Origin of the sequence: Streptomyces sp. NPDC093111 (assembly GCF_040683955.1) — a bacterium.
In the GTDB taxonomy this organism is placed as follows: domain Bacteria; phylum Actinomycetota; class Actinomycetes; order Streptomycetales; family Streptomycetaceae; genus Streptomyces.
The window spans coordinates 20,775-35,189 of record NZ_JBFBNW010000002.1 but is presented as its reverse complement, the minus strand read 5'-3'; the positions used below and the strand labels follow the sequence as shown (position 1 = coordinate 35,189).

The 14,415-nt window shown below is 72.7% G+C and carries 11 protein-coding genes; 7 read left to right on the top strand and 4 right to left on the bottom strand.

Annotated elements, in window-relative coordinates; translation table 11 throughout:
- Positions 1-3 precede the first annotated feature (3 nt).
- Both AB0Q96_RS02670 and AB0Q96_RS02665 read left to right on the top strand, forming a co-directional pair.
- Entirely contained in the window at positions 4-1,365 is a 1,362-nt protein-coding gene (locus AB0Q96_RS02670; RefSeq protein ID WP_365321212.1) for a sugar ABC transporter permease, read from the top strand.
- A complete protein-coding gene (locus tag AB0Q96_RS02665) occupies positions 1,362-2,225 on the top strand; it encodes a carbohydrate ABC transporter permease (RefSeq protein WP_365321211.1) in 864 nt (287 codons plus the stop codon). Before AB0Q96_RS02670 ends, AB0Q96_RS02665 begins: the two co-directional genes overlap by 4 nt.
- A gap of 16 nt (positions 2,226-2,241) precedes the next feature.
- Here AB0Q96_RS02665 and AB0Q96_RS02660 read toward each other — a convergent pair whose 3' ends face one another.
- Positions 2,242-2,847: a TetR/AcrR family transcriptional regulator gene (locus tag AB0Q96_RS02660; protein WP_365321210.1), complete on the bottom strand. Its 606-nt coding sequence runs from the start codon at positions 2,845-2,847 to the stop codon at positions 2,242-2,244.
- 138 nt (positions 2,848-2,985) lie between these two features.
- On the opposite strand from AB0Q96_RS02660, the gene AB0Q96_RS02655 reads away from it, so the two are divergent.
- Genes AB0Q96_RS02655 through AB0Q96_RS02645 form a run of 3 tightly spaced genes read left to right on the top strand, consistent with a single transcriptional unit; the run spans position 2,986 to position 6,144 of the window.
- A complete protein-coding gene (locus tag AB0Q96_RS02655) occupies positions 2,986-3,996 on the top strand; it encodes an ABC transporter permease (protein WP_365321209.1) in 1,011 nt (336 codons plus the stop codon).
- Positions 3,983-4,822, top strand: coding sequence for an ABC transporter ATP-binding protein (locus AB0Q96_RS02650; RefSeq protein WP_365321208.1), 840 nt, complete (start codon positions 3,983-3,985; stop codon positions 4,820-4,822). Before AB0Q96_RS02655 ends, AB0Q96_RS02650 begins: the two co-directional genes overlap by 14 nt.
- An 11-nt stretch (positions 4,823-4,833) precedes the next feature.
- On the top strand, positions 4,834-6,144 hold the full coding sequence (locus AB0Q96_RS02645; protein ID WP_365321207.1) for a glycosyltransferase 87 family protein: 1,311 nt from the start codon (positions 4,834-4,836) through the stop codon (positions 6,142-6,144).
- Positions 6,145-6,231: 87 nt separating this feature from the next.
- On the opposite strand, the gene AB0Q96_RS02640 is transcribed toward AB0Q96_RS02645, so the two are convergent.
- Positions 6,232-11,190 carry an NAD-glutamate dehydrogenase gene (locus tag AB0Q96_RS02640; RefSeq protein WP_365321206.1) on the bottom strand — a complete coding sequence of 1,653 codons (4,959 nt, stop codon included), beginning with the start codon at positions 11,188-11,190 and terminating at the stop codon, positions 6,232-6,234.
- A gap of 383 nt (positions 11,191-11,573) precedes the next feature.
- Between AB0Q96_RS02640 and AB0Q96_RS02635 the strand changes: the two genes are divergently transcribed.
- Positions 11,574-12,131 carry a DJ-1/PfpI family protein gene (locus AB0Q96_RS02635; protein WP_365321205.1) on the top strand — a complete coding sequence of 186 codons (558 nt, stop codon included), beginning with the start codon at positions 11,574-11,576 and terminating at the stop codon, positions 12,129-12,131.
- A 342-nt stretch (positions 12,132-12,473) separates the two neighbouring features.
- Here the strand turns inward: AB0Q96_RS02635 and AB0Q96_RS02630 are convergent, their stop codons facing one another.
- Positions 12,474-13,145: an HAD hydrolase-like protein gene (locus AB0Q96_RS02630; RefSeq protein WP_365321204.1), complete on the bottom strand. Its 672-nt coding sequence runs from the start codon at positions 13,143-13,145 to the stop codon at positions 12,474-12,476.
- Positions 13,146-13,171: 26 nt separating this feature from the next.
- A complete protein-coding gene (locus AB0Q96_RS02625) occupies positions 13,172-13,678 on the bottom strand; it encodes a hypothetical protein (RefSeq protein ID WP_365321203.1) in 507 nt (168 codons plus the stop codon).
- Positions 13,679-14,069: 391 nt separating this feature from the next.
- On the opposite strand from AB0Q96_RS02625, the gene AB0Q96_RS02620 reads away from it, so the two are divergent.
- Positions 14,070-14,390 carry an Rv3235 family protein gene (locus AB0Q96_RS02620; protein ID WP_365321652.1) on the top strand — a complete coding sequence of 107 codons (321 nt, stop codon included), beginning with the start codon at positions 14,070-14,072 and terminating at the stop codon, positions 14,388-14,390.
- Positions 14,391-14,415: the final 25 nt, after the last annotated feature.

Genomic DNA, 14,415 nt, shown 5'->3' with positions numbered 1-14,415 from the left:
CCGATGGGCAGCGCAGGCACGCCGACCCGTCCGGACACCGCGTCCCGCGCCCGGCCCCGTACGGGCTCCCGGCGCGGGCCCCGCGTCGGCCTCACCGCCGCCGCCTTCCTCCTGCCCGCCCTCGTCCTGCTGGGCGCGCTGGTCGTCTACCCCATCGGCTACTCGGTCCAGCGCTCCTTGTTCGACAAGGCAGGCGACTCCTTCGCGGGCCTGGACAACTACGTCACCCTGTTCACGGACGAGTCGATCCGCACCGCCGTCCGCAACAACCTGATCTGGGTGGTGGTCGCCCCCACCGTGGCGACGGCGCTCGGCCTGGTCTTCGCGGTGCTCACCGAACGGGTGCGCTGGGGGACGGCGTTCAAGCTGGTCGTCTTCATGCCGATGGCCATCTCGATGCTCGCCGCCGGGATCATCTTCCGGCTGGTGTACGAGCAGGATCCGGACCGCGGGGTCGCCAACGCGGTCTGGGTCGGCGTGCACGACACCTTCGCCGAGTCCTCGGGCTTCCCGCGGGCCCGCCCGCTGCCGGTGCACCCGCTGAAGGACGCGGGCGGCGGGGCGTACGTCACCAAAGCCCCGGTCCGTGCCGGGGAGGTGGCCCGGCTGCCGCTGATCGGCGTCGCGCCGGCCCAGATGCCCGAGGGCGCCCGCCCGGCCCGTACCCCCGCGCCGGCCGCCGACGGGATCAGCGGCACCGCCTGGCTGGACTTCACCCGGGGCGGCGGCGGGCGGCCCGATGTCGTCGACCCGAAGGAGCTCGGGCTGAAGGGGCTGCGGATCGAGGCGGTGCGGGACGGGCAGGTCGTCGCGCGCGCCACGGCCGCCGCCGACGGCACGTTCAGCCTGCCGAGGGCCGCCGACGGGGCCGTCCTGCGGCTCCCCGCGAGCAACTTCCGCGAGCAGTACGACGGGGTGGCGTGGCTCGGCCCGTCGCTCGTGACGCCGGCGATCATCGGCAGTTACGTGTGGATGTGGGCCGGATTCGCGATGGTGCTGATCGCCGCCGGGCTCGCGGGGCTGCCGCGCGAGCTCCTCGAAGCGGCCCGGGTCGACGGGGCGAACGAGTGGCAGGTGTTCCGGCGGATCACCGTCCCGCTGCTCGCACCGGTCCTCGCGGTCGTCCTGGTGACCCTGATGATCAACGTGCTGAAGGTCTTCGACCTGGTCTTCATCATCGCGCCGGGTTCGGCGCAGGACGACGCCAACGTGCTCGCGCTCCAGCTGTACCGCTCGTCGTTCGGGACGGACGCCGACCTCGGGGTGGGTTCGGCCATCGCCGTCCTGCTGCTGCTCCTGGTGCTGCCGGTGATGGCCTTCAACATCCGCCGGATGCGCCGTACGCGAAGGGAGACCCGCCGATGAGCCGCCCGGCCCGCCCCCTGGGGTCCCGGATCGCCGCCCGTGCCGCCGGGGGTGCCGTACGGGTCTTCCTCGTCCTGGTCGCCCTGTTCTGGCTGATGCCGACGGTGGGGCTGCTGTTCTCCTCGCTGCGCTCCCCGTCCGACATCGCCTCGGACGGCTGGTGGCAGGTCTTCGCCGCGCCCGCGCGGCTGACCACCGAGAACTACCGGCACCTCCTCGCCGACGAGACGATCACCGGCTCGCTCGTCTCCACGGTCCTGATCACCGTCCCGGCGACGCTCCTGGTGATCGTGATCGGCGCGCTGGCCGGGTACGCCTTCGCCTGGCTGGACTTCCCCGGCCGGGACTGGTGGTTCCTGGTGGTCGTGGGGCTGCTCGTGGTGCCCGTGCAGGTGGCCCTGGTGCCGGTGTCGAAGCTGTTCGGCACGGTCGGGATCTTCGAGACGACGCTGGGCGTGGTGCTGTTCCACACGGCCTTCGGGCTGCCGTTCGCGATCTTCCTGCTGCGGAACTTCTTCGCGGAGATCCCGCGCGAGCTCCTGGAGGCGGCCCGGCTCGACGGGGCCGGCGAGATCCGGCTGTTCACCCGGGTGGTGCTGCCGCTGGGCGGGCCCGCGGTCGCCTCGCTGGGCATCTTCCAGTTCCTGTGGGTGTGGAACGACATGCTGGTGGCGCTGATCTTCGCGGACGCGCAGTCGCCGCCGATCACGGTCGCGCTCCAGCAGCAGGTACGCCAGTTCGGCAACAACGTCGACGTGCTGGCGCCGGGGGCGTTCGTGTCGATGGTGATCCCGCTGCTGGTCTTCTTCGCCTTCCAGCGGCAGTTCGTGTCGGGCGTGATGGCGGGGGCGGTGAAGTAGGGCCCCCGGAGCGGAACTACGCCTTGAGCGCCGCCACCGCCGACCGGGCGAGGTCGTCGAGGTAGCCCTTCGGCGTCGCGGTGCGGACCACGACGAGCCGCCAGTAGAGCGGGCCGACGACCAGGTCCAGGGCCCGGTCCGGGTCGGCGCCCTCGGGCAGTTCGCCGCGGGCGACGGCCTCGCGGACGACCTGGGCGACGACGCCCTGCTGGCTGTCGAGGAGGGCGGCCTTGATGGCGTCGGCGATCTCGGGGTTCCGCACCGACTCGACCAGCAGGTCCGGGATGACCTGCGAGGCCACCGGGTGGCGCAGGGCGTGCGAGGCGACCTCCAGGAGGGCCCGCACGTCCCCGTGGAGCGAGCCGGTGGCCGGCGCGGGCAGGCCCTGGACGGCGACGGCGCCGACGAGGTCGAGGACCAGGGAGAGCTTGGACTTCCAGCGGCGGTAGACGGCGGTCTTGCCGACCCCGGCGCGGCGGGCGATGCCCTCGATGGACATCCGGGCGAAGCCGACCGTGGCCAGCTCCTCGAAGACGGCGGCGCGGATGGCCTCGGTGACGTCCTCCCGGAGCACGGCGGCTCCCGCGGGGGTGCGGCGAGGGGTTCCGGAAGGTGTCGTCATGCCCAGGATTTTAGCCAGTGATTACCTGCGCGTAAACGTCACGACGACACGGTTGCGTTCCGACGTCGAAGCGCCCTACTCTCCCCGTAGCGACGATACGGACCCGTTCCATCGAAGCCGAGAGCGAAGGCGATCCCCGTGACGACCCACACCCTCGACGAACCCCCGGCACCGGCGGCCGAGCAAGCGGCACCGGCGGCCGGACCGACCGCCCCGGCCGGCTCGACCAGCCCGGCCCAGGCACCCCCCGCGCCGCCCACGCCCCCCGCGCCCCTCACCTCCGAGGAGCTCCGCGCCCTCGCCCTGCGCCACGGCCTGACCGTGAGCGGGGCCCGCCCCTCGCTCCCCGCGTACACCCGGCAGCTCTGGGCCCGGCGGCACTTCATCACCGCGTTCGCGACGGCCAAGCTGACCGCGCAGTACAGCCAGGCCCGGCTCGGCCAGGTCTGGCAGGTGATGACCCCGCTGCTCAACGCGGCCGTCTACTACGCGATCTTCGGCGTCCTCATGGACGTCCAGCGGGGCGTCCCCGACTACGTCCCGTTCCTGATCACGGGCGTCTTCGCGTGGACCTTCACCTCGCAGACGATCATGGCCGGAACCCGGGCGATCAGCGGCAACCTCGGCCTGGTCCGGGCCCTGCACTTCCCCCGCGCCGGGCTGCCCATCGCGCTCGCCCTCCAGCAGCTCCAGCAACTGGCCTTCTCCCTGGGCGCGCTGGTCGTGATCCTGCTCTGCTTCGGCGAGTTCCCGCGCGCCGCCTGGCTCCTGGCGGTCCCCGCCCTGCTGCTCCAGACGCTCTTCGGCACCGGGCTCGCCCTGGTGATGGCCCGGATCGCCGCCCGCACCCCGGACATCGCGCAGCTGATGCCGTTCGTGCTGCGCACCTGGATGTACGCCTCCGGGGTGATGTGGTCGATCCAGCACCTGGCGGGCAACGGGCGCTTCCCGCACCTCGTGGTGGTGGCCCTGCAGTGCAACCCGGCGGCCGTGTACATCGACCTGCTGCGCTTCGCGCTGGTCGAGAGCTTCACGGGCGCCCAGCTCCCGCCGCACGTCTGGGCGGTGGCGACCGGCTGGGCGCTGCTCGCCTTCGCCGGCGGGTTCGTCTACTTCTGGAAGGCGGAGGAGACCTATGGCCGCGGCTGAGCACCCCGGAACCACGCCCGAGCGCGAGCACACCGGAGCCGCCCCCGCGAGCGCCGGAGCCGCCCCCGAGCGCGAGCCGACCGTCATCGCCGACGGCGTCCACGTCACGTACACCGAGCGCGGCGGCGCCGGGCGCAGGCCGCACACCGTGCACGCCGTGAAGGGCGTCGGCTTCGCGGCGTACCGGGGCGAGGCGATCGGCCTGATCGGTTCGAACGGATCGGGCAAGTCGACCCTCCTCAAGGCCGTCGCGGGCCTGCTGCCGACCAGCGCGGGCCGGATCTACACGCGCGGCCACCCCGCGCTGCTCGGGGTCAACGCGGCCCTGATGAGCGACCTGACGGGCGAGCGGAACGTGATCCTCGGCGGGCTCGCGATGGGCATGAGCCGCAAGGAGATCGGCGAGCGCTACGCCGGCATCGTCGAGTTCTCCGGGATCGACGACAAGGGCGACTTCATGTCGCTGCCGATGCGCACGTACTCCTCCGGCATGGGCGCCCGGCTCCGCTTCTCCATCGCCGCCGCGCGCAGCCACGACGTGCTGCTCATCGACGAGGCCCTCGCCACCGGCGACGCGCGCTTCCGGCGCCGCAGCCAGCGCCGGATCGACGAGCTGCGCGCCGAGGCGGGCACCGTCTTCCTGGTCAGCCACTCGAACTCCACCATCACCGAGACCTGCGACCGGGCCCTGTGGCTGGAGGCGGGGACGCTGCGGATGGACGGACCGGCGGACGAGGTCGTGGCGGCGTACGAGGAGTTCACCGCGCCCCGCCCGTTCACCAGTACGGATGCCAAGACAAGGAAGAACCCGGACAAACCTGTCTAAAGTGCGAAGGGATGACGACCGACCCGCCGCCCCCGCCCGGTGCGCCCGGCACGGCCCGTACGGAGTCCGCGCCGCCCGCCCTCACCCGCTCCCCCTTCGAGTCGGAGACCTTCACCTCCGCGACCTTCGTGACCGTCGGCCTCGGCCCCCGCCTCACCCTCGCCGCGCTCTGGCTGCTCACCCGCGCCGGGATGCTCTACCTGCTGCACCGCGACGACCTCGGCATCGGCGGCGTCGCCAGCGAGGTGCACATCCTCTACCGGCACTGGTACGGCCTGTTCGCCCAGGGCACCTTCCCGCCCGGCGACGTCACCTGGCAGTACCCGCCCGGCGCGGGCCTGGTCATCATGTCGCCCGGGATCCTGCCCTGGCTGAGCTACTTCCAGGGCTTCGTCCTGCTCACCCTCCTCGCCGACGCGGCCGTCGCCGTGGCCCTGGCCCGCGCCGACGGCGCCCGCCTCACCCACGGCGCCTGGTACTGGGTCCTCGGCCTCCCCCTGCTCCTGCACATCCCGCTCGCCCGCTACGACGTGCAGACCACCGCCCTCGCCGTGCTCGCCCTGCTCGCCCTCGCGGCCCGCTCCCCCGCCGCCCACCGGATCGGCGGGGCGCTCGCCGGGCTCGGCGCCCTGGTCAAGGTCTGGCCGGCCCTCACCCTGATCGGCACCCCGCGCGGCCGCACCACCCGCGAGGCCTGGACCGCCGCCGCCGTCACCGCCGCGGCCCTCCTGGTCACCCTGACGCTGCTGTTCTCCGACGCGCTGGGCTTCCTGCGCCAGCAGGGCAGCCGGGGCATCCAGATCGAGTCGCTGGGCGGCACCGGCCTCGCCCTGGCCCGGGCCGCCGGACTCTGGCCGGGGTCCGTCCAGTTCCGCTACGGCGCCTACGAGTACGTCGGGCCCTACGTCTCCACCGTCGGGCACGTCGCCCTGCTGCTGACCGTCGCCGCCTTCGGCTGGCTGCTGCTGTGGCGGGTGCGCGCCCGCGCCTGGACCGAGGCCACCCCGTTCGACGCGGCCTTCGCCGCCGTGCTGCTCTTCACCGTCACCAGCCGGGTGATCAGCCCCCAGTACATGATCTGGCTGCTCGGTCTGGCCGCCGTCTGCCTCACCTCCCGGCGCTCGGTGATGCGCCCGGTCGCCTTCCTGCTGCTCCCCGCCGCCTCGCTGAGCGCCCTCGCGTACCCCGTGCTGTACGCGGATGTCGCCGCCGGCACCTGGACGGGGATCGCCGTGATGGTGCTCCGCAACGGCCTGCTGCTCGCGGCGGCGGCCCTCGCGGCCCGGCGGCTGTGGACCGGCTCGGTCGGCGTCCCCGACTGACGGGCGGGGACGCGGGGACGGAGACGGAAAGGGGGCGCCCCCGCCGGTACGGACCGGCGGGGGCGCCCCCTTCGTGTGCTGCCTCGACTAGCTGTGCGTCCGCAGCAGGGTGCGCATCGTCCGCATGGCGACCGAGAGGTTCGCCAGGTCGAAGCCCTCCGAGCCCTGGATCTCCTCCAGGGTGGTGCGCGCCCGGCCCAGGATCGCCGCGTTCTCGTCCTCCCAGGCCTTGAACCGCTCCTCCGGCGTCGCCGCGCCGTTCCCGGCCGCCAGGACGTCGTTCGTGAGCCCGGCGTGCGCGGCGAACAGGTCCTCGCGGATGGAGGCGCGGGCCATCGACTGCCAGCGGTCGCTGCGCGGCAGCTCGATGATCCGGTCCATCAGGTCGGTGATCCGCAGCCGGTCGGCCAGGTCGTAGTAGACCTCGGCGACCGCCAGCGGGTCCTTGGACGTGCGGTCCGCGATCGCGACGATGTCCAGCGTCGGGAAGGCGGAGGAGAACCCGGCCACGCGCAGCGCCAGCTCCTCCGGGACGCCGACCTCGGTCAGCTCGGCCAGGATCGACTCGTACCACTCCAGGTCGGCACCGCGCAGCAGCTGCGGCAGCTTGTCCCAGACCTGCTCGACCCGCTCCGCGAAGAACTCGATGGTCTCGCCGATCTGGAGCGGCTGCGGCCGGTTGTTGAGCAGCCAGCGCGTGCCGCGCTCGACCAGGCGGCGCGAGTGCAGGCGCATCCGGGTCTGGAACTCGGCGGGCACCTTGTTGTCGAGCGCCTCGACGGCGTCCCAGACCTCGCTCAGGCGGAAGATCGCGCGGGCCGCGGCCTGCGCCCGGACGATCTCCTCGATCGACGCGCCGGACTCCTCGCGGAGGCGGTGCAGGAAGGTCGAGCCGCCGGTGTTGACGGTGTCGTTGACCAGGACCGTCGTGATGATCTCGCGGCGCAGCGCGTGGTTGTCGACGGCCTCGGTGAACTGCTCGCGCAGCAGCGTCGGGAAGTACGCGTGGAGCAGCCCGCGCAGGTACGGGTCGTCCGGCAGCTGCGTGCCGATCAGCTCGTCGGCCACCGTGATCTTGGTGTACGCGAGGAGGACGGCGAGCTCCGGCTGGCTGAGCCCGCGGCCGCCGTTGAGCAGCTCGCGGATCTGCCGGTCGTTGGGCAGGAACTCCAGCGAGCGGTCGAGCGCCCCGTCGCGGCCCAGACGGCGCATGAAGCGCTGGTGGGCGTGGAGCAGGGACGGCGACTGGGCGACCGCGTTGGCCAGGGCGGTGTTCTGCGCGTAGTTGTTGCGCAGCACGAGCGCGCCGACCTCGTCGGTCATCTCGGCGAGGATCTTGTTGCGCTGCTTGACGGTCATGTCGCCCTCGGCGACCAGACCGTTGAGCAGGATCTTGATGTTGACCTCGTGGTCGGAGGTGTCGACGCCGGCGCTGTTGTCGATGGCGTCGGTGTTCACCTTGCCGCCGGTGCCCTCGGGGCCGCCGGAGCGGGCGAACTCGATGCGGCCCAGCTGGGTGGCGCCGAGGTTGCCGCCCTCGCCGACGACCTGGGCGCGGACGTCCTGGCCGTCGACGCGGATGGCGTCGTTGGCCTTGTCGCCGACCTCGGCGTTGGTCTCGGCCGAGGACTTCACGTACGTGCCGATGCCGCCGTTCCACAGCAGGTCGACCGGGGCGTGCAGGACGGCCTTCATCAGCTCGGCCGGCGTCATCTTGGTGACCCCGTCCTCGATGCCGAGGGCGGCCCGCACGTGCCCGTTGACCGGGATCGACTTGGCGGTACGGGGGTGGATGCCGCCGCCGGTGGAGAGCAGCGAGGCGTCGTAGTCGGCCCAGGACGAGCGGGGCAGCTCGAAGAGGCGGCGGCGCTCGGCGTACGAGGTGGCCGCGTCCGGGGTCGGGTCGATGAAGATGTGCCGGTGGTCGAAGGCCGCGACGAGGCGGATGTGCTCGGAGAGCAGCATGCCGTTGCCGAAGACGTCGCCGGACATGTCGCCGACGCCGACGACGGTGAAGTCCTCGGTCTGGGTGTCGTGGCCCAGCTCGCGGAAGTGGCGCTTGACCGACTCCCAGGCACCGCGGGCGGTGATGCCCATGCCCTTGTGGTCGTAGCCGGCCGAGCCGCCGGAGGCGAAGGCGTCGCCCAGCCAGAAGCCGTAGGACTCGGCGACCCCGTTGGCGATGTCGGAGAAGGTCGCGGTGCCCTTGTCGGCGGCGACGACCAGGTAGGTGTCGTCCTCGTCGTGGCGGACCACGTCGGCCGGGGGCACGACCTCGCCGGCGACCAGGTTGTCGGTGATGTCGAGCAGCGCCGAGATGAAGGTCTTGTACGAGGCGATGCCCTCGGCGAGCCAGGCGTCCCGGTCCACGGACGGGTCCGGGAGCTGCTTGGCGACGAAGCCGCCCTTGGCGCCGACCGGCACGATGACGGTGTTCTTCACCATCTGCGCCTTGACCAGGCCGAGGATCTCGGTACGGAAGTCCTCACGGCGGTCGGACCAGCGCAGGCCGCCTCGGGCGACCTTGCCGAAGCGCAGGTGGACGCCCTCGACCCGCGGCGAGTACACCCAGATCTCGAAGGCCGGGCGGGGCGCCGGCAGGTCGGGGATGGCCTGCGGGTCGAACTTCATCGACACGTAGGAGTGCGGCCGGCCCTGGGCGTTCCGCTGGAAGAAGTTGGTCCGCAGGGTCGCCTTGATGACGGTGAGGAAGGAACGCAGGATGCGGTCCTCGTCGAGGGAGGCGACCTGGTCCAGGGCGCCGTCCAGCTCCTCAAGGAGGCCGTCGATCAGCTCGGTGCCGGCGCGCTGGCGCTCCGGGGCCATCCGGGCCTCGAAGAGGTTGACCAGCAGCCGGGTGGTGTGGACGTTGTTGCGGAGGGTGTCCTCCATGTAGTCCTGGCTGAAGGTCGAACCGGCCTGGCGCAGGTACTTCGCGTAGGCGCGCAGCACCATCGCCTCGCGCCAGTTCAGCCCGGCGGACAGGACGAGCGAGTTGAAGTTGTCGTTCTCGGCCTCGCCGGTCCAGGTGGCCGCGAAGGCTTCCTGGAAGCGCTCGCGGGCGTCCTCGCCGAGGTAGTCGCCGCCGTTGCCGGTGGGCAGGGGCATGCGCAGACCGAAGTCGTAGATCCAGGCGTGCGAGCGGTCGGCGCAGCGCAGCTCGTACGGGCGCTCGTCGGTCACCTCGACGCCGAGCCGGTTGAGCACCGGCAGCACGGCGGAGAGGGAGATCGGGTCGCCGGTCTTGTAGATCTTGAAGCGGCGCTCGCCGGCGCCGGAGGCGACGGGCTCGTACAGGGAGAGCGCGAAGTCCTTGTCGCTGTCGGCCAGGGCCTCCAGGTGGACCAGGTCGGCGACGGCGGCGCGCGGCGAGTGGTCGGCCTTGTAGCCCTCGGGGAAGGCGTTGCCGTAGCGACGGAGCAGCTCGGAGGCGCGCTCCTCGCCCAGCTCGGCGTTGAGCGCCTCGCCGAAGCCGTCGGCCCAGGAGCGGGCGGCGTCGGCGAGCCGGGCCTCGATGCGGTCGACGTCGACCTCGGTGAGCTTGGCCAGCTCGGTGCCGGGCTGGACCCGGATGACGAAGTGCAGGCGGGACAGGATCGACTCGGTGTTCCAGGCCGTGAAGTCGACGCTGGCGCCCTGCAGCTCCTCCTTGAGGATGTCGATGATCCGCAGCCGGACGCGGGTGGTGTAGCGGTCCCGCGGCAGGTAGACGAGGGCCGAGTAGTAGCGGCCGTACTCGTCCTGGCGCAGGTAGAGCCGCAGCCGGCGCCGCTCCTGGAGGTACAGGACGCTGGTGACGATGGAGCGCAGCTCGTCGGCCGGGGTCTGGAAGAGCTCGTCGCGCGGGTAGGTCTCCAGGATCTGGAGCAGGTCGCGCCCGTCGTGGCTGCTCGGCGAGAAGCCGGCGCCCTCCAGGACCTCCTGGACCTTGCGCTTGACGACCGGCACGCGGCGCACGGACTCGGTGTACGCGGCCGAGGAGAAGAGGCCGAGGAAGCGGCGCTCGCCGACGACGTTGCCGTCGGCGTCGAACTTCTTCACGCCGACGTAGTCGAGGTACGAGGGGCGGTGCACGGTCGAGCGGCTGTTGGCCTTCGTCAGGACCAGCAGCTTGTGCTCGCGCGCCTTGGCGCGGGCGTCGGCGGGCAGCCGGCTGAACGACGGCGAGACGGGGTGGGCGTGCGGGTCGTCGTCGCTGTGGTGCGGGTCGGCGCGCAGGATGCCGAGTCCGGTGCCGGGCACGGCGGACAGGGCGTCGCCGTTGACCAGCTCGTACTCGCGGTAGCCCAGGAAGGTGAAGTGGTCGTCCGAGAGCCAGCGCAGCAGCTCGCGGGCCTCTTCGACCTCGGTGGGCCGCAGGTCGGCGGGGGTGGGCTCGCCGGGCAGGGAGTCGGCGATGCGCAGCGCGGCCTCGCGCATCTTGTCCCAGTCCTCGACGGTCTCGCGGACGTCGGACAGGACGCGCAGCAGGTCGGCGGTGATCTGCTTGAGGTCGGCCTTGTCGGTCTCGCGGTCGACCTCGACGTGGATCCAGGACTCGACGAGCGCGTCGTGCGGCAGGGCGCCCTTCGGCTGCTCGGTGAGCACCTCGATCAGCTTGCCGGTCACGTCGCGGCGGACCAGGACCTGCGGGTGGATGACGACGTGGATGCCGCGCCCCTGGCGGGACAGCTCGTTGGTCACGGAGTCCACGAGGAACGGCATGTCGTCGGTGACCACCTCGACGACGGAGTGGCTGCAGGTCCAGCCGTTCTCCTCCACCGTCGGCGTGTGGACGCGGACGCTCGCGGTGCCCTGGGGGCGGTTCTCCGCGAGGCGGTAGTGCGAGAGCGCGGCACCGAAGACGTCGACGGGGTCGCGGTCCGTCAGGTCTTCTGGCGCCGTGTGCAGGTAGTAGCGCTGGAGGTAGTCGAGCAGGGTGTCACGGTCCGGACGCTCCCCGTTCTCCGGCCCTGTCGGAAGTCGCCCCCCGACCGGGCTGTTCTCAGCTACCCGGGCGGCCCGATCGAGCAGCTCGGCCTTGGCTTCGTCCAGCTTGGTCTGCATGTCCTCTGACTCCTGTCGCGCGCCATTGCGTGACGTCGGTGGAAGAAAGGGCACAACGCCACGACGCGGTGGTACCGGTCAGGGTCGACGTTATGCCGCGATGAGAGATGTCCGGGTGCATATCGGCCACTCGGGCCGTCGCGCCCGGACGGAACGGATCGGCGAACGCGCCATCGGCCCGGTCGCTGTGGCGAGCCGGGCGGAAGCCGGGGGCTGCACTGCCCCCTCGGCGTATCGCGCTGATCACGGGAAAAGCCTATCGCTGTTGCCCCCCGCGTCGTCATGGTCCTTATGTGTACAAAACCAGGGGGGGAAGTTTGACACTGTGGACAGCGACGAATGGTTACCCGGGGCATACCGACGAGAGTGCTTGGGGAGACGCAGTGGCGAAGATCTTGATCGTGACCGGGGACGCGGCGGAGTCGCTGGAGGTCATGTACCCGTACCAGCGCCTGCTGGAGGAGGGCTACGAGGTCGACATCGCCGCGCCCGCCCGCAAGCAGCTCCGCTTCGTGGTCCACGACTTCGAGCCGGGCTACGACACGTACACCGAGAAGCCGGGCTACACCTGGCCCGCCGACCTGGCCTTCTCCGAGGTCGACCCGGGCGCGTACGTGGCCGTGGTCATCCCGGGCGGCCGGGCGCCGGAGTACCTGCGCAACGACCCGGAGCTGCGCAAGATCCTGAAGTCCTTCTTCGACGCGGACAAGCCGGTCGCCCAGATCTGCCACGGCCCCCTGCTGACCGCGGCGACCGGCAGCCTGGAGGGCCGCCAGGTGACCGCGTACCCGGCCCTGGAACTCGACATGCAGGCCGCGGGCGCCACCTTCCAGGACACCGCCGCCGTAGTGGACGGCACCCTCGTCTCCTCCCGAGCCTGGCCCGACCACCCGAGCTGGATGCGCGAGTTCCTGAAGGTCCTGCGGGAGGCGAAGGCGTAACCGGGCGGGAGGCCCCGCCTAGCCGCCGGGAGGCGCCCACACAGCCGGCAGGGGCGCCCGCATCGTCGCCCCGGGGGGGCGAAGGCGTGACCGGCGGGAGGCCGACGCCCAGCCGGGCGGGAACGCCCGCACAGCCGCCGGGAGGCGAACGCCTAGCCGCCGGCAGGTGCCCGCTCTCCCGCCCGCCCACCCGCCCGTGCAGCCGCAGCCGCCGGCGGTGTCCCGCCCCCACGGGGAGGCCCGCAGGCGTCGTCCGAGCTGCACGGGTGGTGCGGGTGGGAACCCCAGCCCGGCCGGAGGCCGGGCGCAGCCCCACCGCGCGGCACCGCGCCGGGAACCCGCCTAGACCAGCTCCTCCGCCACGGCGACCGCCTCCGCGAGCGAGTCGACCACCGGCACCCCCACCCGCTCCAGCGAAGCCCGACTGTGCGACCCCCCGGTGTACAGCACGGCCCGCGCCCCCACGTGCAACGCCGCCACCGCGTCGTCCGCCGCGTCCCCGATGACGACGACCCGCTCCGCCGGCACCCCTTCCAGCGCCGCGAGGTGCCGCACCATGTGCCCGGACTTTCCGTCCGTGGAGGCCCGGTCCACCCGCCCGTCGACCCGCAGGAACCGCTCCGCGATCCCGTGCCGCCGCACCAGCGGTACCAGCTCCTCGTGCGGCGCGAGCGACAGCAGCGACTGGGTGAACCCGGACGCCTGCCGCGCCGCCAGCAGCTCCGCGGCCCCCGCGGTGAGCCCGCAGCCCTCGGCGCGCTGCCAGTAGTGCCGGTGGAAGGCGCCGTCCATGACGGTCCACTCGTCGGCGGTGGGCAGCCGCCCCATCAGCCGCTCGTAGAACTTCGGCACCGGCACCGTGTACAGCTCGCGGTACTGGTCCAGGGTGATCTGGTCGAGCCCCAGCTCGGCGAAGGCCGCGTTGGTCGCTCCGATCACCGCCCCGATGTCGTCGAGCAGGGTGCCGTTCCAGTCCCAGACCAGGTGTTTTCCGTGCTTCTCACGCTTCCCCATGGGGGAACACGGTACCGGTCGCGGGCTCAGTCGAGCAGGCCCGGAATCTCCTGCACCCCGTACCAGAGCAGCTCGTGGTCCTCGGCGCCGTCCACGACGAACTGGGCGTCGTCGTCGCCCTGGTCCGCCGCCCCGAGCGCGTCCGCGGCGGCCGAGACGTCGGCCCGGGCGTCGTCGGCGTCGGCGTGCACGGCCGCGGCCTTGGCCAGCCGTACGGCTCCGGCGATCCGCACCTCGCCGAGCGCGCCCGCGTCGAGCCCCCGGTCGGGGTCGACGGCCGCGTCCTTGTCGGCGACGTCCACGGCGACGACGATCCGGCGCCGCGCGGCCCCGGGGTCACCGGCGAGCAGCCGCAGCGAGGCGGCGGCGGCGCGGTTGAGGGCCGCGTACTCCAGCTCCTCGATGTCGTCGGAGACGTACCACTCGCGCAGGGCGGGGGTGACGGCGTAGGCGGTGAGGGGCCCGGGCCCGAGCTCGCCCGCCTTGTGCGCCTGTGCGAGACCGGGAAGGGTCAGGGGGACGTAGACGCGCATGGCTGGCCGCTTTCGTAGTCGGAGACGCCCTCAGGATACGTGCGGAGTCCCCCTTCGGGGCCCCCGACCCAGCCCCTCGCCCCGTCACCCCGGGGAGCACGCCCCCCAGGCCCCGCAGGCCCCAGGAGCCCCCGCGTCACCCTGATAGGTGAACCTCCCCGTGCGCCCGCACACGGGTGCGCGCCCCTTGCCCGGGCGGGCGCCGTCCCCGTACAAGATCCCCAGTAGTTACCGACTGGTACGGCTCGATGACTCAGCGCGACGAACGGGGACCGGCATGACGACGCACACCCACCACCACGCCCCCACGCACTCCCGCCCCGGCGGCCCCGGCCCCGGCGGCCCCGCCGGCACCGGCCCCCGCGGCCGGGCGGGCACCGGCCCGCGCCGCATGCCGCCGCACGTCCTCTTCGCCGAGAAACTGCTCGCCGTGCTCAGCGGGGAGCGCCCGGTGCACTGGATGCTCGGCCACACCATCGGCGAGGCGTACGAGCAGCTCGTCCGGCTCGCCCCGGCGACCCCGCTGCGCTCCTGCGGCCCCCGCCCCGTGCTGCGCCACTGCTCGGCCCGCCCGCCGGGACCGGACGCGGTCGAGGCCTGCGCGACGATCGCGACCGGCGAGCGGGTCCGGGCCATGGCCTTCCGTCTGGAGCGCGGCCGGGACCACCGCTGGCGCTGCGCCGCGGTGGAGCTGGACGGCCTGGCCGCGTAGCCGTGGACGACGCGGAGGGGCCGGT

Coding starts and splice junctions, on each gene's coding strand:
- AB0Q96_RS02670 (WP_365321212.1), top strand. CDS start 4: ATGGGCAGCGCAGGCACGCCGACCCGTCCGGACACCGCGTCCCGCGCC.
- AB0Q96_RS02665 (WP_365321211.1), top strand. CDS start 1,362: ATGAGCCGCCCGGCCCGCCCCCTGGGGTCCCGGATCGCCGCCCGTGCC.
- AB0Q96_RS02660 (WP_365321210.1), bottom strand. CDS start 2,847: ATGACGACACCTTCCGGAACCCCTCGCCGCACCCCCGCGGGAGCCGCC.
- AB0Q96_RS02650 (WP_365321208.1), top strand. CDS start 3,983: ATGGCCGCGGCTGAGCACCCCGGAACCACGCCCGAGCGCGAGCACACC.
- AB0Q96_RS02645 (WP_365321207.1), top strand. CDS start 4,834: ATGACGACCGACCCGCCGCCCCCGCCCGGTGCGCCCGGCACGGCCCGT.
- AB0Q96_RS02640 (WP_365321206.1), bottom strand. CDS start 11,190: ATGCAGACCAAGCTGGACGAAGCCAAGGCCGAGCTGCTCGATCGGGCC.
- AB0Q96_RS02630 (WP_365321204.1), bottom strand. CDS start 13,145: ATGGGGAAGCGTGAGAAGCACGGAAAACACCTGGTCTGGGACTGGAAC.
- AB0Q96_RS02625 (WP_365321203.1), bottom strand. CDS start 13,678: ATGCGCGTCTACGTCCCCCTGACCCTTCCCGGTCTCGCACAGGCGCAC.
- AB0Q96_RS02620 (WP_365321652.1), top strand. CDS start 14,070: ATGCCGCCGCACGTCCTCTTCGCCGAGAAACTGCTCGCCGTGCTCAGC.